Genomic DNA, 15,882 nt, shown 5'->3' on the forward strand with positions numbered 1-15,882 from the left:
CTCAGTCTAGTGGCGGCCGCACGTCGTGCTGGGGCTGAGACTTGGGGATGCGCAGCGTGATGAGCGTGCCCTCCCCGGGCGCCGTCTCGACGACGAGGCCGTGGTCGTCGCCGTACACCTGGCGCAGGCGGGCATCCACGTTCCGCAGCCCCACGTGCACCCCGCCGGCGTGCCCCGCGAGGACCTCGCGGAGCCGCTCGGGGTCCATGCCGGCGCCGTCGTCCTCGATCCGCACGATGGCCTCGTTCGGCGAGTCCTCGGCCGTGATCGAGATGTGCCCGACGCCCTCGCGGGCCTCGAGCCCGTGGCGGACGGCGTTCTCGACGAGGGGCTGGAGGCTCAGGAACGGCACGACGGTGCCGAGCACCTCGGGCGCGATGCGCAGGCTCACCTGGAGCCGCTCGCCGAACCGGGCCCGCTCGAGAAGGAGGTACCGGTCGATGCTCTTCAGCTCCTCGGCGAGGGTGGTGAATTCCCCGTGGCGGCGGAACGAGTAGCGGGTGAAGTCGGCGAACTCGACGACGAGCTCCCGCGCGCGCGCGGGGTCGGTGAGGATGTAGGAGGCGATGGCGTTGAGCGAGTTGTAGATGAAGTGCGGACTGATCTGGGCCCGCAGCGCCCGCACCTCGGCCTCCATCAGAAGCGTCCTGGACCGGTCCAGCTCGGCGAGCTCGGCCTGGGTCGCGACCCAGTCCGCGACCTCGCCCGTGGCCCGCACCAGCCCGGCCCCTGCCCCCGGCGACGCCGAGAACGCCACGACGGTGCCGATCACGCGGTTCGCGGCACGCACCGGGGCGACCACCGCGCCGCGCACCGGGCAGTCGCGCTCGGTGCAGCCTGCGGCGGCGCAGTCCAGCTCGGCGTCGTCCACGACGCGCGTGCGGCCGGCGGCAAGGGTCTGCTGCGCGAGGGCCATGACGGTGCCCTGGTGGGCGCTCCCGGCGCCGTCCCAGGCGATGAGCCGCGACTCGTCGGTGAGCGCCAGTGCGGGAGCGCCCAGCATCGAGCGCAGGTGTCCCGCGGCCTTCGCGGCGCCGTCCGGGTCGAGGCCGCCCCGCAGGTACCGGCCGGCCTGGGCGGCCGAGTGGAGGATCGTGTAGCTGGCGCGCTCCGCGTCGCTGCCGAAGTCCCTCCGCGAGCGCCCCACGCGCCAGGCGACGAGGGCCACGACGGCGCCCGCCACCAGCACGAGCGCGATGACCGCGAGCGAGAGCGCATCCTGGGACATGGAGCCAAGGCTATCCGCCGCTCGCCGTCGAGGGTGCGCCGTTCGGCGCACGCCCGCCTCCGCTGGGCGATGGAGGCGCGAAACCTCTGGAACGGCACTCCGGGCGCACGCGAGAGTGATGTGCATCACCCACATGCCGGGGCCGTGATCCCGGCCTCCCGAGGAGGATCCATTGGGCAATGACGCCTCGCGGGACGCGACGGCACAGGCCGCGCATCCCGACTTCCAGCTGGTCCAGTCCAGCGGAGAGTTCCGCGAACTGCGCAGGAGCCACCGCAGCTTCGTCTTCCCCCTCGCCGGAGCGTTCCTGCTCTGGTACTTCCTGTACGTGCTGCTGGCCGACTACGCGCACGACTTCATGTCCATCAAGGTCGGCGGGAACATCACCCTCGGACTCGTGCTGGGCCTGCTCCAGTTCGTGAGCACCTTCGGCATCACCGCGTGGTACGTCCACCACGCCAACAAGAAGCTCGACCCGGCCGCGGAGGCGATCCGCAGCGAGATCGAGCACCACGACTTCGACGCCACGGCCCGTACCGCCTCGGCCGGAGAGGAGACCGCGCGATGAACCTCGCAGCCAACCTGCAGGAGAGCTCCTGGCTCAACATGGCGATCTTCGCGCTCTTCGTCGCGGTGACGATCGTGATCGTGCTGCGCGCCAGCAAGAACAACAAGACCGCCGCCGACTACTACGCCGGCGGCCGCTCCTTCACCGGAGGCCAGAACGGCACCGCCATCGCCGGCGACTACCTCTCGGCCGCCTCGTTCCTGGGCATCACAGGCGCGATCGCCGTCAACGGCTACGACGGCTTCCTGTACTCGATCGGGTTCCTCGTGGCGTGGCTCGTCGCGCTCCTGCTCGTCGCCGAGCTCCTGCGGAACACCGGCAAGTTCACCATGGCGGACGTCCTCTCGTTCCGCCTCCGCGAGAAGCCGGTCCGCATCGCCGCGGCCATCTCCACGCTCGCCGTGTGCTTCTTCTACCTCCTGGCCCAGATGGCCGGCGCGGGCGGGCTCATCGCCCTCCTCCTGGGCATCTCGGACTGGGCCGGCCAGTCGGTCGTGATCACAGTGGTCGGCGCCCTCATGATCATGTACGTGCTGCTCGGCGGCATGAAGGGCACCACCTGGGTGCAGATCATCAAGGCCGTCCTGCTCATCATCGGCGCCTTCGCCATGACCATCTGGGTCCTCGCGATCAACGGCTTCAACCTCTCCACCCTCCTCGGCAGCGCGGTCGAGGCGGCCGGCGCAGGCGGCGAGAAGATCCTCAACCCGGGGCTGCAGTACGGCAAGTCCGACACGTCCAAGCTCGACTTCATCTCGCTCGGCCTCGCCCTCGTGCTCGGCACCGCCGCCCTCCCGCACGTGCTCATGCGCTTCTACACCGTGCCCACCTCCAAGGAGGCCCGCAAGTCGGTCGTGTGGGCGATCTGGCTCATCGGCGCGTTCTACCTCTTCACCCTCGTCCTCGGCTACGGCGCCGCAGCCCTCATCGGCGCGGACGCGATCAAGGCCGCCCCGGGCGGGGTGAACTCGGCGGCCCCGCTGCTCGCGTTCCAGCTCGGCGGACCGCTCCTGCTGGGCTTCATCTCGGCGGTCGCGTTCGCGACGATCCTCGCCGTCGTCGCCGGCCTGACCATCACGGCGGCGGCGTCGTTCGCCCACGACATCTACGCCAACGTCCTCGCCAAGGGCAAGACCACGCCCGCCTCCGAGGTGAAGGTGGCCCGCCGTACCGTGATCGTGATCGGCATCTTCGCGATCATCGGCGGCATCTTCGCCAACGGCCAGAACGTGGCGTTCCTCGTGGCCCTCGCGTTCGCGGTCGCGGCGTCGGCCAACCTGCCCACGATCCTCTACTCGCTCTTCTGGAAGAAGTTCACCACCCAGGGCGCCCTGTGGAGCATCTACGGCGGCCTCGGCTCGGCGATCCTGCTCATCGCCTTCTCGCCGGTCGTCTCCGGCACGAAGACCTCGATGATCGCCGGCGCCAACTTCGCGTGGTTCCCGCTGAGCAACCCGGGCATCGTCTCGATCCCGCTCGCATTCCTGCTCGGCTGGCTCGGCACCGTGCTCGACAAGCGGCGCGAGGACCCGGCCAAGCAGGCCGAGATGGAGGTCCGCTCCCTCACCGGCATCGGCGCGGAGAAGGCGGTCTCGCACTAGCGGTCCGCGCTCGCACCGCCCCGGAGGGGCGCACGACGGCGGCCGGCCCACCCAGGTGGGCCGGCCGCCGTCGCGCGTGCCGGCCAGCTCCCGCGGTGTCACCGCGGCTGGATCTTGAGCCCGTCGAGGAGGAGCGGGTCGCCCTCCCACACGTAGGAGAGGTCGAACGCGCGGCTTCCGCACACGAGGACACCCGAGGCGGTGCCGCGCGGCCGCTGCCCCGCCCGGGCAAGCGACTCGGCCTGCTGGATGTCGGCCGAGCAGGAACCGTCCAGGGCGAGCTCGGTGAGCCTGCTCCTGAGATCCGTGACGGAGAGGTTCTGCTTCAGGGCCGGGGTGAACTGGGCGTGCGCGGCGTCGAGCCGACCCGCAGCGAGGTCCTCGATCATCTGCTCCGAGGCGCGCTTGACCCCCGCGCCGGGGCTGAACACGACCAGAGCGAGCACGACGGCGGCGGCCACGGCGACTGCCACCGCCCCGCCGCCCACCCCGAGGCCGATCCAGAGCCAGCGCCGGTCCCGTGGCGCCCGGCCACCCGGGCTGTTCCACAGCTCCTGCTGGGTGGGCTGCCGCGGCCGGGAAGGGCTGGCGTGGCTCTGGTTCGGCAGGGACGGGAAGGTCATGGCGGTGTCCTGGGCGCTAGGCGGGCGGTCGCGGGCCCCGCTCGAGCAGCGGGTCCATCCTGAATGGTATGAGGTCGCCCATCGCCAAGGCGGTGTCGGTGCGCTCGACCCCGTCGCACGCGAGGATCTTGCCGTTGATGCGGAAGAGGTCCTCGGCGTCGACCGCGACCACCCGCAGGAGCAAGTCCGCCGTGCCGGTGAGCCCGTGCCCCTCGAGCACTTCCGGGATCCGTGCGATCTCCGCTGTGAGGGAGGCGAGCTTGCGCTGCTGGACGTGGACCGTGATGAAGGCGAGCAGCGGATACCCGAGCGAGGACGGATTGATCCGTCGGTCGAAGCCAAGGAACACATGGCCGGCGTCGAGGCGGGAGAGCCTGGCCTGGACGGTATTGCGGGACAGTCCGAGCTGTTGGGCGAGGGCCACCACGGTGCGGCGCGGGTCCTCGGCGAGGGCCCGCAGAATACGGGCGTCGGTGGCGTCGACGACGTGCATGCTGCGCAACGCTAGCACGGCGTCTCACCCCCGGATTGTGCATCCTGCCCATGTTTGGCTCATTCAGTTGTGCCCCCTGTGCCTTGTGAGTATGGTCACAGTAATTCGAGGCGGACGCGCCCCGACGGCGATGTGTACCGGCAGTGGCGAGCAGTGGAGAAGAGAACGTGTCGATGTACCAGATGACCGCGGGAGCCGACGGCCAACCCGTCCAGCTCCTGGCAGCGGACGGCAGGCGCGCCCACGACGCGCGCTTCGACAAGTACCTGGCCGACGTCGACGGCCCGGACGGCGAGGAGGTCCTCGCAGGGCTGTACGAGGACCTGGTGGTGGTTCGGCGCATCGACGCCGAGGCGACGTCCCTCCAACGGCAGGGCGAGCTCGCGCTCTGGCCGCCGTTCCTGGGGCAGGAGGCCGCGCAGATCGGCTCGGGCCGCGCGCTGCGGCCGGACGACTTCGTCTTCTCGAGCTACCGCGAGACCGCGGTCGCATACTGCCGCGGGGTCGAGGTTGGGGACATGATGCGCGTCTGGCGGGGCAACGCGAACGCGGGCTGGGACCCCTTCGCCGTCAACATGGCTCCCACCCAGGTGATCATCGGCGCCCAGACCCTCCACGCGACCGGGTACGCGATGGGCATCCAGTTCGACGGCGGGGAGTCCGCGGCCATCACGTACTTCGGCGACGGCGCCACTAGCCAGGGCGACGTCAACGAGTCCATGGTCTTCGCCGCCAGCTTCCAGGCGCCGGTGGTGTTCTTCTGCCAGAACAACCAGTGGGCCATCTCGGAGCCCGTGGCCCTGCAGGCCCACGTGCCGATCGCCCACCGCGCCCCGGGGTTCGGCATCCCCAGCGTCAGGGTGGACGGCAACGACGTGCTCGTGTGCCTCGCCGCGACGCGGGAGGCCCTCGAGCGGGCCCGCAGCGGCAATGGCCCCTCCTTCATCGAGGCGGTCACCTACCGCATGGGCCCCCACACGACGGCGGACGACCCGACCCGCTACCGCGACGCGAACGAGCTCGAGGACTGGAGGGAACGCGACCCGATCGCCCGCTTCGAGTCCTACCTCGCGGCGCGGGGGATCCTCGACGACGCGCTCCGCGCGCGCGTGGCCGCGAAGGCCGACGACGTCGCCGCGCGCCTCCGCGACGAGACCATCCATATGCCCGATCCGCCCCACGAGGCGGTGTTCGAGCACGTCTACGCCGAGCCGAACTCCTGGCTGGACCGCCAGCGTGACCACTACGAGCGCTACCTCGCGGGGCTCGACGCCGGTCACGGCCCCGCCGCGGAAGGAGCCTGACCATGGCCGAGATGACATTCGGCAAGGCCCTCAACGCCGGCCTCCGACGCGCCCTCGAGCGCGACCCGAAGGTCGTCCTCATGGGCGAGGACATCGGCAGGCTCGGAGGAGTCTTCCGCATCACCGACGGGCTGCAGAAGGACTTCGGCGCGCACCGCGTCATCGACACGCCGCTGGCCGAGGCCGGCATCATGGGCACGGCGATCGGCATGGCGTATCGCGGCTACCGGCCCGTCGTGGAGATCCAGTTCGACGGCTTCGTGTACCCCGCGTTCGACCAGATCGTGTCCCAGGTCGCCAAGCTGCACTACCGGACGCGGGGGATGGTCAGGATGCCCCTGACGATCCGCATCCCCTTCGGCGGAGGCATCGGCTCCCCGGAGCACCATTCGGAGTCGCCGGAGGCGTACTTCACGCACACGTCGGGCCTGCGGGTCGTCGCCGTGTCCAATCCCCAGGACGCGTACTCGATGGTCCAGCAGGCCATCGCCTCCGACGACCCTGTGGTGTTCTTCGAGCCCAAGCGGCGGTACCACGACCGGGGCGAGGTCGACGAGTCGGTCGGGCTCGAGGGGCCGGGTGGACTGTCCATGGGCCAGGCCCGGGTCGCGGCCGAGGGGGGCGACGTCACGCTCGTCGCCTACGGGCCCCTCGTCAAGACCTGCCTCGATGCCGCCGTGGCCGCCTCCGACGAGGGGGTGTCCGTGGAGGTGATCGACCTGCGCTCGCTCTCGCCCGTGGACTACCCGACGCTCGAGGCGTCGGTGCGGCGCACGGGCCGGCTCGTCGTCGCCCATGAGGCAGGCGAGTCCGGCGGGCTCGGCGCGGAGATCGCCGCGAGCATCACCGAGCGCTGCTTCTACCACCTCGAACACGCACCCGTCCGCGTGACCGGCTTCGACATCCCGTACCCCTACTCGAAGATCGAGCACCACCATCTGCCGGACCTCGACCGGATCCTCGACGGGGTCGACCGCGCCCTCGGCCGGCCGAACTCACTCAGCGGGCTGGAGGAGGGCCAGTGACCGTGGCCGAGACGGTGATCCGCGAGTTCCGCCTCCCCGACCTGGGGGAGGGGCTGACCGAGTCCGAGATCGTGGCCTGGCGAGTCTCCCCGGGCGACACGGTGTCGCTCAACCAGGTCATCGCAGAGGTCGAGACGGCCAAGGCCGTGGTCGAGCTCCCGAGCCCGTACTCGGGGCGAGTGGCTCGGCTGCTGGCCGAGCCCGGCACGATCGTCGCGGTGGGAACGCCGATCGTCGCCTTCGAGGTCGCCGCGGAGGCGGCGCGGCCCCCCGCCGAGGGCTCTCGGGGAGCGGCGGCGAAGCCTAAGCGCGAGCCCAACCTGGTCGGGTACGGCGCCGCGATCGAGGGCACCGGCCGCCCGGCCCGGAAGACGAGGGCCTGGGCCGGGGTGCGACCAGCGCCAGCCGAGCCCGGCGGAACGGAGCAGGCGCACGCACCGGAGCCGGAGGCGGCGCATGAGCCGAACCCGGAGCCGAACCCGGAGGCGAAGCCGGAGCCTCGGGCTGAGCGCCCCCGCTCCACCCCGCCGGTGAGGAAGCTCGCCAAAGACCTCGGCATCGACCTCGAATCGCTGACCGGCACCGGAACCCACGGGCTGATCACCCGCGACGACGTCCTTGCTGCTGTCGGAACCCCCGACGCCGGTGCGGGGTCCGCTCAGGAGGCGGCCGGCGTCGTGCGCCCGAGCCGGGGCGAGCGCGAGACCCGGACCCCGATCAAGGGCGTGCGGAAGCTCACGGCGGCTGCGATGGTCGCGAGCGCGTTCACTGCGCCGCACGCGAGCGAGTTCCTGACGGTCGACGTCACGGCGTCGATGGAGCTGCTCGCGCGGCTGCGGGAGAACCGCGCGTACTCCGGCCTGAAGGTCACGCCGCTCACGCTCGTGGCGAAGGCCGTGCTCGTGGCGCTGAGGCGGAATCCGTCGCTCAACTCGCACTGGGACGAGGCGGCTCAGGAGATCGTCCAGTACCACTACGTCAATCTGGGAATTGCGGCTGCGACGCCGCGCGGGCTCGTCGTGCCGAACGTCAAGGACGCGCAGGACCTCACGCTGCCGGAACTCGCCGAGGCCATTGCCGTGCTCGCGCAGAACGCCAGGGACGGCCGCCCCACGCCCGAGGAGCTCTCCGGGGGAACGATCTCGATCACCAACATCGGCGTGTTCGGGATCGACGCCGGAACGCCGATCCTCAACCCGGGCGAGGCGGCGATCGTCGCCATGGGCCAGGTGCGCCGGCTGCCGTGGGAGTTCCACGGCGAGGTCGCGCTGCGCGAGGTCATGACGCTCTCGCTGTCGTTCGACCACCGGCTGGTCGACGGCGAACAGGCGTCCCGCTTCCTCGCCGACCTCGGCGCGATCCTCGCGGACCCGGGCCTGGTCATCACCATGGTCTGACCGTCACGCGGGGGCTGTGAGGGCCGCCGTGGCCATCGCCTCGAGGAGCCGGCGGGCGGACGACGCCGGGACGCGCCCCCCGTGCCGGCGCACCGAGTGCGGGGTCGAGTTGATGAGCCCGAACACCGCCAAGGCGCGCATGCGCAGCCGCGCGGGGTCCTCGTCGGGGTGGAGCGGAGCGAGGGCCGCCCGCCAGACGTCCACGTACGCGAGCTGGAGGGACCGCACGCGCTCGCGGTCGCCCTCGGCGAGGGAGGCCAGGTCCCGGTCCTGCACCCGGATCACGTCGGGCCGCGTGAGCGCGAAGTCCACGTGGAAGGCGACCAGCGCACCGAGCCGCGCGGCGTCGTCGTGCTCCGCCCCCGCCACGCGCCGGCCCCCCGCGAGGAGCTCCTCGCTGACCCCCACGAGCAGCGCACCGAGCACCGCCTGCTTGCCGGGGAAGTGCCGGTAGATGGCCGGCCCGCTCACGCCGGCAGCGGCGCCGAGGTCCTCGAGGGAGGCCCCCGCGTACCCCTGCGCGGAGAACGGGCCGGCCGCGGCGTCGAGGATGGCCCGGCGGCGCTCGGCCTTCGCCTGGATGCGCGGGCTGGCTGCCTCTCCCATGTCACTCCTGCGGTTCAGGGGAACCCTGTGCTGGACATCACAGTTAATCCACATTAACTTAGAATCCAGTTAGCCGTCACTAACCGAGTTCGTCGGACCGGAGGTTCAATGGAGACCCTGCTCAGCCGGGTGGACCCCGCAGCGGCCGCCTTCGCCGAGAACGACGCCGCCCAGCGGGCCCTCGCCGCCGAGCTGCACGAGCGGCTCGCGGCGGCCGCGCTCGGCGGCCCGGAGAGGTCGCGCGAGCGGCACGTCGCGCGCGGCAAGCTGCTCCCGCGCGAGCGCATCGACGTCCTGCTCGACGACGGCTCGCCCTTCCTGGAGATCGCCCCCCTCGCGGCGGACGGCATGTACGACGGCGAGTGCCCGGCAGCGGGAGTCATCGCCGGCATCGGCCTCGTACGCGGCCGCCACGTGATGGTCGTCTCGAACGACGCGACGGTCAAGGGCGGCACGTACTACCCGATGACGGTCAAGAAGCACCTGCGCGCCCAGGAGATCGCACTCGAGAACCGCCTCCCGTGCATCTACCTCGTCGACTCGGGGGGCGCCTTCCTCCCGAAGCAGGACGAGGTGTTCCCGGACCGCGAGCACTTCGGCCGCATCTTCTACAACCAGGCCCGCCTCTCGGCGGCGAAGGTCCCGCAGATCGCCGCCGTCCTCGGCTCCTGCACCGCCGGCGGGGCGTACGTGCCTGCCATGAGCGACGAGACCGTGATCGTGCGCAACCAGGGCACGATCTTCCTGGGCGGGCCGCCGCTCGTGAAGGCCGCGATCGGGGAGATCGTCACGGCCGAGGAGCTCGGCGGGGGAGACGTCCACGCGAAGGTCTCCGGAGTCGCGGACCATCTCGCGGACAACGACGAGCACGCCCTCGAGATCGCCCGCAGCATCGTGGAGACCCTCCCGCCACCGGCCGCGCCGTCCTGGGAGGTGCGTACCGCCGTCGAGCCCAAGGCCGAGGCGTCGGAGCTCTACGGGGCCGTCCCGACCGACGTCAACGCCCAGTACGACGTGCACGAGGTCATCGCGCGGCTCGTGGACGGCAGCGCGTTCCATGAGTTCAAGAAGGACTACGGCGTCACGCTCGTCACAGGGTTCGCGCACATCCACGGCCACCCCGTCGGCATCGTGGCGAACAACGGAGTGCTGTTCTCCGAGTCCGCGATGAAGGGCGCGCACTTCATCGAGCTCTGCGACCAACGCGGGATCCCGCTCGTGTTCCTGCAGAACATCTCCGGCTTCATGGTCGGCCGCGACTACGAGCACGGGGGGATCGCGAAGCACGGGGCCAAGATGGTCACGGCCGTCGCCACGACCCGCGTGCCCAAGCTGACCGTGGTGATCGGAGGCTCCTTCGGGGCCGGCAACTACTCGATGTGCGGCCGCGCGTACTCGCCGAGGTTCCTGTGGATGTGGCCCGCGAGCCGCATCTCCGTCATGGGCGGGAACCAGGCCGCCAGCGTCCTCGCGACGGTCAAGCGCGACCAGTTCGAAGCCCGTGGAGAGGACTGGCCCGCCGAGGACGAGGAGGCCTTCAAGGCGCCCATCCGCGCCCAGTACGAGGCCCAGGGCAGCCCCTACTACTCCACAGCCAGGCTCTGGGACGACGGTGTCATCGACCCCGCCGACACGCGCCGCGTGCTCGGCATGGCCCTCGCCGTCGTCGCCCAGTCCCCCCTGCCGGAGACGTCCTTCGGCGTCTTCAGGATGTGAGCGCACCGTGACCCCCTTCACGAAGGTCCTTGTTGCCAACCGCGGCGAGATCGCCTGCCGCGTGATCCGCACGCTCCGGCGCCTCGGCATCGCCTCGGTCGCGGTCTACAGCGACGCCGATGCCGCGGCCCGCCACGTGCGCGAGGCTGACGAGTCCGTCCGCATCGGCCCGGCGGCCGCGGCCCAGAGCTACCTGAGCATCCCGGCCATCGTCGAGGCGGCCAGGGCCTCGGGCGCGGAGGCGGTCCACCCCGGCTACGGCTTCCTGAGCGAGAACGCGGCCTTCGCGCAGGCGCTCGCGGACGCAGGCATCGTCTTCGTCGGCCCCGGCGTCGAGGCGCTGGCCGTCATGGGGGACAAGATCCGGGCCAAGAACCATGTGGCGCGCTACGCCGTCCCGGTCATCCCGGGAGTCTCGGAACCGGGCCTGTCCGACGCGGACCTCGTGGCGAAGGCCGACGGCGTGGGGTATCCGCTGCTCATCAAGCCCTCCGCCGGGGGCGGCGGCAAGGGCATGGCCGTCGTCGAGTCCGCGGCCGAGCTCCCTTCCGCGCTCGCGGCCGCCCGACGCGTGGCGACTGCGGCGTTCGGGGATGGGACGCTCCTGCTCGAGCGGCTCGTCCGGTCGCCCCGGCACATCGAGGTCCAGGTCCTCGCGGACGTCCACGGCACCACGATCCACCTCGGCGAGCGCGAGTGCTCACTGCAGCGGAGGCACCAGAAGGTCATCGAGGAGGCGCCGTCCCCGCTCCTCGACGCGCAGACGCGTGAGCGGATCGGAGCGGCCGCGTGCGACGCCGCACGGTCGGTCGGGTACGTCGGCGCGGGAACGGTCGAGTTCCTCGTCTCCGACGAGGCCCCGGACGAGTTCTTCTTCATGGAGATGAACACCCGGCTCCAGGTCGAGCACCCGGTCACCGAGATGGTCACGGGGGTCGACCTCGTCGAGCAGCAGCTCCGGGTCGCCGCCGGGGAGCCGCTGGCCATCGCCCAGGGCGACGTCCGCCTGGACGGGCACGCGATCGAGGCTCGGGTCTATGCCGAGGTCCCAGCGCGCGGGTTCCTCCCGGCGACCGGCCGCGTCGAGCTGCTGCGCGAACCCGGGTCCGCTGACCCGGAGGGCGCACCCGTGCGGGCAGCCACGCACGACGCCGGCGCCCGGGTGCGCGTGGACAGCTCGCTCCTGACGGGACTCACCATCGGCTCGGACTACGACCCGATGCTGTCCAAGTGCATCGCGTGGGGCCGCGACCGGGCCGAGGCCCTCTCGGCCCTCGACGCCGCGCTCGCCGACTACACCGTGCTCGGCGTCGCGACCAACATCGAGTACCTGCGCCTCCTCCTGGCGGATGCCGACGTGCGCGCCGGCCACCTCGACACGACGCTCATCGAGCGCCGCCTCGAGCACCTCGCCTTCAGGTCGCCCGGCGAGCCGGAGTACGCCGCAGCCGCCCTCATCGCCGTGCAGGACCCGGCCGGCCCCGCAGGAACGGGCCCGGCCGGCGCGGGCCCGTGGGCGCCGGACGGCTGGCGGATCAGCGCCCCGGCGCCGCGGCGGGTCACCCTCGGCACTCCGGACGGGGGCATCGCCACGGTGAGCGTCGGGCCCTCCACCGTGCGCCTCGACGGCGGGCCGGAGCGCAAGGCGACCCTGGCCCCGGACGGGCCGGGCGCCGTCGTGCTCACCCTCGACGGCGAGGACCGCCGCTTCACGTGGGCGGAGGCAACTGAACCGACGGGGGAGCGCACCGTCCTCCTCGGCGACGCCGGGTGGTCGGTCGCGCTGCCGGTCCTGGGCCGGGCCTCCCGCCTCGAACGGGTGCGCGCGGCGGTGCACCGCCACGAGGGCGAGGCCGATCCCGAGGTCCGCACGCCGATGCCCGGCACCGTCGTCTCGGTTGCGGTCGAGCAGGGCGCGCACGTCGAGGAGGGCCAGCCCCTCGTCGCGGTCGAAGCCATGAAGATGGAGCACCAGCTCGTCGCCGCCCTCGCCGGAACGGTCCAGCTCCACGTGACCCCGGGCGATCTGGTCAAGGCCGACCAGGCCGTCGCCACCATCACCCCCGCCGCTGGCTGACAGCCCGCCAACCACCCCAGGAGGACCCCCATGGTCGACTTCCAGCTGTCCGACGAGTACAAGGAGCTCAGCGACACGGTGCGCGAGTTCGCCGACGAGGTGGTCGCCCCCGTGGCAGGGAAGCACGACGAGGAGCACAGCTTCCCCTACGAGGTCATCGCGCAGATGGGGGAGCTGGGCCTGTTCGGGCTTCCCTTCCCCGAGGAGTACGGCGGCATGGGAGGGGACTTCTTCGCCCTCGCCCTCGCGCTCGAGCAGCTGGGCAGGGTGGACCAGTCCGTCGCCATCACGCTCGAGGCCGGCGTCTCCCTCGGCGCGATGCCCATCTACAAGTGGGGCACCGAGGAGCAGAAGCAGACGTGGCTCCCGGACCTCGCGGCCGGGAAGAAGCTCGCCGGCTTCGGGCTCACCGAACCGGAGGCGGGCTCCGACGCCGGGGGCACGAAGACGACCGCGCGGCTCGAGGACGGGCCGGGCGGGAAGCAGTGGGTCCTCAACGGCTCGAAGGAGTTCATCACGAACTCAGGCACGGACATCACGAGCTTCGTGACGGTCTCCGCCGTCACCGGCACCGGCCAGCGCGACGACGGGAGCCCGCGGAAGGAGATCTCCACGATCATCGTCCCGTCCGGAACCCCGGGCTTCCGGGCGGAGAAGGCCTACAACAAGGTCGGCTGGAACGCCTCGGACACCCACCCCCTCTCGTTCAAGGACGTGCGCGTCCCCGAGGAGAACCTCCTGGGCGAGCGCGGACGCGGGTACGCGAACTTCCTCACCGCCCTCGACGAGGGGCGCATCGCGATCGCTGCCCTGGGCACAGGCGCCGCCCAGGGCTGCGTCGACCTCTCGGTGAAGTACGCCAAGGAGCGCAGCGCGTTCGGGCACCACATCGGCACCTACCAGGCGATCCAGTTCAAGATCGCGCGCATGCAGGCCCGGGCGCACACGGCCCGGCTCGCGTACTACGACGCGGCGGCGCGGATGCTCGCCGGGAAGCCGTTCAAGACGCACGCGGCGATCGCGAAGATGGTCGCCGGGGAGGCCGCCATGGACAACGCGCGCGACGCGACCCAGGTGTTCGGCGGCTACGGGTTCATCAACGAGTCCGCCGTGGCGAGGCACTACCGGGACTCGAAGATCCTCGAGATCGGCGAGGGCACCACCGAGGTCCAGCTCATGCTCATCGCGCGCGAGCTCGGGCTGTGAATCGGCCTCTAGCCAAACTCCGCGGGCCTGCCGTTGGATGGGGACAGCGGACTTCATACGGAACGAGGAGGGGCACGTGATCGACAAAGTGGTGGCGAGCGCCGAGGAGGCGGTCGCGGACATCGGCGACGGCGCGTCGCTCGCCGTCGGAGGCTTCGGCCTGTGCGGCATCCCCGTGGCGCTCATCGACGCCCTGCACCGCCAGGGCACGAGGGACCTCACCACGATCAGCAACAACTGCGGCGTGGACGACTGGGGGCTCGGCATCCTCCTGTCCGACGGTCGCATCCGGCGGACCATCAGCTCCTACGTGGGGGAGAACAAGGAGTTCGCGCGGCAGTTCCTCGCTGGCGAGCTCGAGGTGGTCCTCACCCCGCAGGGCACCCTCGCGGAGAAGCTCCGTGCAGGCGGGGCCGGCATCCCGGCGTTCTTCACGGCGGCCGGTGTAGGGACCCTCGTCGCCGAGGGCGGCCTCCCGCAGAGGTACGACGCCGAGGGGAACGTCGTGCTCGCCTCCTCGCCGAAGGAGGTGCGCGCCTTCAACGGGGCCGACTACGTCCTGGAGGAGTCGCTGACCCCGGACTTCGCGCTCGTCCACGCCCAGAAGGCCGACCGCCACGGCAACCTCGTGTTCCATGCGACGGCCATGAACTTCAACCCGCTCTGTGCCATGGCAGGGAGGATCACCATCGCCGAGGTCGAGGAGCTCGTCGAGCCGGGAGAGCTCGACCCCGAGCACGTCCACCTGCCGGGCATCTTCGTCCAGCGGATCGTGCACGTACCCGCTGGGAGCCCGCACAGCGAGAAGAGGATCGAGAAGAGGACGGTGTCCTGAACCATGCCCTGGACGCGCAACGAGCTCGCCGCCCGCGTGGCGCGGGAGCTGAGGAACGGACAGTACGTGAACCTGGGCATCGGGATGCCCACGCTCATCCCCAACTACATCCCCGCCGGTGTGGAGGTGGTCCTGCACTCCGAGAACGGCATCCTCGGCACGGGACGTTACCCCCACGAGGACGAGGTGGACCCGGACCTCATCAACGCGGGCAAGGAGACCGTGACCGTGAACAAGGGCGCCGCGTTCTTCGACTCCGCCACCTCCTTCGGGATGGTCCGCGGCGGCCACGTGGACGTGGCCGTCCTGGGGGCCATGGAGGTCTCCCAGTCCGGGGACCTCGCCAATTGGATGATCCCGGGCAAGATGGTCAAGGGCATGGGCGGCGCCATGGACCTCGTCTTCGGCGCCAAGCGGCTCATCGTCATGATGGAGCACACCGACCGGAACGGGAACCCCAAGATCCTGCGAGAATGCACGCTGCCCCTGACCGGCCGCAGGTGTGTGGACCGGATCATCACCGACCTGGCGGTGATCGACGTCGTGCGCGACGGGGTGGGCGCCGGGATGGAACCCGGCACCGGCTCCGTGCTGGTGCTGCGCGAGCTCGCTCCCGGTGTGACCGAGGACGAGGTCGCGGGGAAGACGGGCGTGGACCTCGAGGTGGAGATCCATGACAACGAGCCCTGATCCTGCAGCCGGCGGCGAGAACCCGCGGGTCGTCGAGCAGCGGGGGCTGTACTACGACGAGCTCGAGGAAGGCGTGGTCTACGCGCACAGGCCGGGACGGACCGTCACGGAGGCGGACAATGTCCTCTTCACGACCCTGACGATGAACACCCAGGCGCTCCACCTCGACGCCGCGTGGAGCGCCGGCCAGCCGTTCGGGCAGCGGCTCGTGAACTCGATGTTCACGCTGTCCACGATGGTCGGCCAGTCGGTCGCGCAGCTGACCCAGGGCACGATCGTCGCCCAGCTGGGCCTCGGCGACGTCGCGTTCCCGCACCCCCTCTTCCACGGCGACACCCTCTACACCGACACGGTGGTGACCGAGAAGCGGCTCTCGTCCTCGCGGCCGGGACAGGGGATCGTGACCATGGAGCTCACGGGACGCAACCAGGACGGCGTCGTGGTGGGCCGGGCACGGCGCTCGTGCCTCATGTGGCTCCGCGACGCGCACCGCTCAGGCGCCTAGGCTGGGCG

Annotated in this window: 15 protein-coding genes; 11 read left to right on the forward strand and 4 right to left on the reverse strand. The window is 71.2% G+C overall.

The features are described 5' to 3' along the window. Position 1: 1 nt before the first annotated feature. Positions 2–1,228: a sensor histidine kinase gene (locus CGQ25_RS05435; RefSeq protein WP_208712155.1), complete on the reverse strand. Its 1,227-nt coding sequence runs from the start codon at positions 1,226–1,228 to the stop codon at positions 2–4. A 172-nt stretch (positions 1,229–1,400) separates the two neighbouring features. On the opposite strand from CGQ25_RS05435, the gene CGQ25_RS05440 reads away from it, so the two are divergent. Together CGQ25_RS05440 and CGQ25_RS05445 are read left to right on the forward strand one after the other, a co-directional pair. After that, a complete protein-coding gene (locus CGQ25_RS05440; RefSeq protein ID WP_208712156.1) occupies positions 1,401–1,796 on the forward strand; it encodes a DUF485 domain-containing protein in 396 nt (131 codons plus the stop codon). Next, positions 1,793–3,397, forward strand: coding sequence for a cation acetate symporter (locus CGQ25_RS05445; RefSeq protein ID WP_208712157.1), 1,605 nt, complete (start codon positions 1,793–1,795; stop codon positions 3,395–3,397). The genes CGQ25_RS05440 and CGQ25_RS05445 overlap by 4 nt, the downstream gene beginning before the upstream one ends. Positions 3,398–3,495: 98 nt before the next feature. Here the strand turns inward: CGQ25_RS05445 and CGQ25_RS05450 are convergent, their stop codons facing one another. Together CGQ25_RS05450 and CGQ25_RS05455 are read right to left on the reverse strand one after the other, a co-directional pair. Next, positions 3,496–4,020 (reverse strand): hypothetical protein, encoded by a 525-nt coding sequence (locus CGQ25_RS05450; RefSeq protein WP_208712158.1) that lies wholly within the window; start codon positions 4,018–4,020, stop codon positions 3,496–3,498. Positions 4,021–4,036: 16 nt separating this feature from the next. Then, complete coding sequence (locus CGQ25_RS05455; protein ID WP_208712159.1) at positions 4,037–4,513, reverse strand: Lrp/AsnC family transcriptional regulator; 477 nt, start codon at positions 4,511–4,513, stop codon at positions 4,037–4,039. Between the two features lie 173 nt (positions 4,514–4,686). Here CGQ25_RS05455 and pdhA point away from each other — a divergent pair, with 173 nt between their 5' ends. From pdhA to CGQ25_RS05470, 3 genes are read left to right on the forward strand one after another with little or no spacing between them, the layout of a single operon-like run. Continuing rightward, entirely contained in the window at positions 4,687–5,817 is a 1,131-nt protein-coding gene (gene pdhA / locus CGQ25_RS05460; protein ID WP_208712915.1) for a pyruvate dehydrogenase (acetyl-transferring) E1 component subunit alpha, read from the forward strand. Positions 5,818–5,819: 2 nt separating this feature from the next. Next, the gene (locus tag CGQ25_RS05465; protein WP_208712160.1) at positions 5,820–6,842 is read left to right on the forward strand and encodes an alpha-ketoacid dehydrogenase subunit beta; all 1,023 of its coding nucleotides are present in this window, start codon (positions 5,820–5,822) and stop codon (positions 6,840–6,842) included. 2 nt (positions 6,843–6,844) lie between these two features. Next, on the forward strand, positions 6,845–8,239 hold the full coding sequence (locus tag CGQ25_RS05470; protein WP_208712917.1) for a dihydrolipoamide acetyltransferase family protein: 1,395 nt from the start codon (positions 6,845–6,847) through the stop codon (positions 8,237–8,239). Between the two features lie 3 nt (positions 8,240–8,242). Here CGQ25_RS05470 and CGQ25_RS05475 read toward each other — a convergent pair whose 3' ends face one another. Further along, positions 8,243–8,845, reverse strand: a complete 603-nt coding sequence (locus CGQ25_RS05475) for a TetR/AcrR family transcriptional regulator (protein ID WP_208712161.1) — start codon at positions 8,843–8,845, stop codon at positions 8,243–8,245. A gap of 108 nt (positions 8,846–8,953) precedes the next feature. Here CGQ25_RS05475 and CGQ25_RS05480 point away from each other — a divergent pair, with 108 nt between their 5' ends. The 6 genes from CGQ25_RS05480 (at position 8,954) to CGQ25_RS05505 (ending at position 15,874) form a co-directional block, all read left to right on the forward strand. After that, positions 8,954–10,561: a carboxyl transferase domain-containing protein gene (locus CGQ25_RS05480; protein ID WP_208712162.1), complete on the forward strand. Its 1,608-nt coding sequence runs from the start codon at positions 8,954–8,956 to the stop codon at positions 10,559–10,561. A 7-nt stretch (positions 10,562–10,568) separates the two neighbouring features. After that, positions 10,569–12,638, forward strand: coding sequence for a biotin carboxylase N-terminal domain-containing protein (locus CGQ25_RS05485; RefSeq protein ID WP_208712163.1), 2,070 nt, complete (start codon positions 10,569–10,571; stop codon positions 12,636–12,638). Between the two features lie 30 nt (positions 12,639–12,668). After that, positions 12,669–13,844, forward strand: a complete 1,176-nt coding sequence (locus tag CGQ25_RS05490; RefSeq protein ID WP_208712164.1) for an acyl-CoA dehydrogenase family protein — start codon at positions 12,669–12,671, stop codon at positions 13,842–13,844. Positions 13,845–13,920: 76 nt separating this feature from the next. Further along, positions 13,921–14,679 carry a CoA transferase subunit A gene (locus CGQ25_RS05495; protein ID WP_208712165.1) on the forward strand — a complete coding sequence of 253 codons (759 nt, stop codon included), beginning with the start codon at positions 13,921–13,923 and terminating at the stop codon, positions 14,677–14,679. Positions 14,680–14,682: 3 nt separating this feature from the next. Continuing rightward, positions 14,683–15,369, forward strand: coding sequence for a CoA transferase subunit B (locus tag CGQ25_RS05500; protein ID WP_208712166.1), 687 nt, complete (start codon positions 14,683–14,685; stop codon positions 15,367–15,369). After that, positions 15,353–15,874, forward strand: coding sequence for a MaoC family dehydratase (locus CGQ25_RS05505; protein WP_208712167.1), 522 nt, complete (start codon positions 15,353–15,355; stop codon positions 15,872–15,874). The genes CGQ25_RS05500 and CGQ25_RS05505 overlap by 17 nt, the downstream gene beginning before the upstream one ends. Positions 15,875–15,882 lie beyond the last annotated feature (8 nt).

This window comes from Sinomonas sp. R1AF57, assembly GCF_002224485.1.
GTDB classification, from domain to species: domain Bacteria; phylum Actinomycetota; class Actinomycetes; order Actinomycetales; family Micrococcaceae; genus Sinomonas; species Sinomonas flava.

Excerpts from the sequence above, each read along its gene's own strand:
- CGQ25_RS05450 (WP_208712158.1), bottom strand. The coding sequence starts at position 4,020 with ATGACCTTCCCGTCCCTGCCGAACCAGAGCCACGCCAGCCCTTCCCGG.
- CGQ25_RS05445 (WP_208712157.1), top strand. The coding sequence starts at position 1,793 with ATGAACCTCGCAGCCAACCTGCAGGAGAGCTCCTGGCTCAACATGGCG.
- CGQ25_RS05465 (WP_208712160.1), top strand. The coding sequence starts at position 5,820 with ATGGCCGAGATGACATTCGGCAAGGCCCTCAACGCCGGCCTCCGACGC.
- CGQ25_RS05480 (WP_208712162.1), top strand. The coding sequence starts at position 8,954 with ATGGAGACCCTGCTCAGCCGGGTGGACCCCGCAGCGGCCGCCTTCGCC.
- CGQ25_RS05505 (WP_208712167.1), top strand. The coding sequence starts at position 15,353 with ATGACAACGAGCCCTGATCCTGCAGCCGGCGGCGAGAACCCGCGGGTC.
- pdhA (WP_208712915.1), top strand. The coding sequence starts at position 4,687 with ATGTACCAGATGACCGCGGGAGCCGACGGCCAACCCGTCCAGCTCCTG.
- CGQ25_RS05475 (WP_208712161.1), bottom strand. The coding sequence starts at position 8,845 with ATGGGAGAGGCAGCCAGCCCGCGCATCCAGGCGAAGGCCGAGCGCCGC.
- CGQ25_RS05435 (WP_208712155.1), bottom strand. The coding sequence starts at position 1,228 with ATGTCCCAGGATGCGCTCTCGCTCGCGGTCATCGCGCTCGTGCTGGTG.
- CGQ25_RS05455 (WP_208712159.1), bottom strand. The coding sequence starts at position 4,513 with ATGCACGTCGTCGACGCCACCGACGCCCGTATTCTGCGGGCCCTCGCC.
- CGQ25_RS05500 (WP_208712166.1), top strand. The coding sequence starts at position 14,683 with ATGCCCTGGACGCGCAACGAGCTCGCCGCCCGCGTGGCGCGGGAGCTG.
- CGQ25_RS05490 (WP_208712164.1), top strand. The coding sequence starts at position 12,669 with ATGGTCGACTTCCAGCTGTCCGACGAGTACAAGGAGCTCAGCGACACG.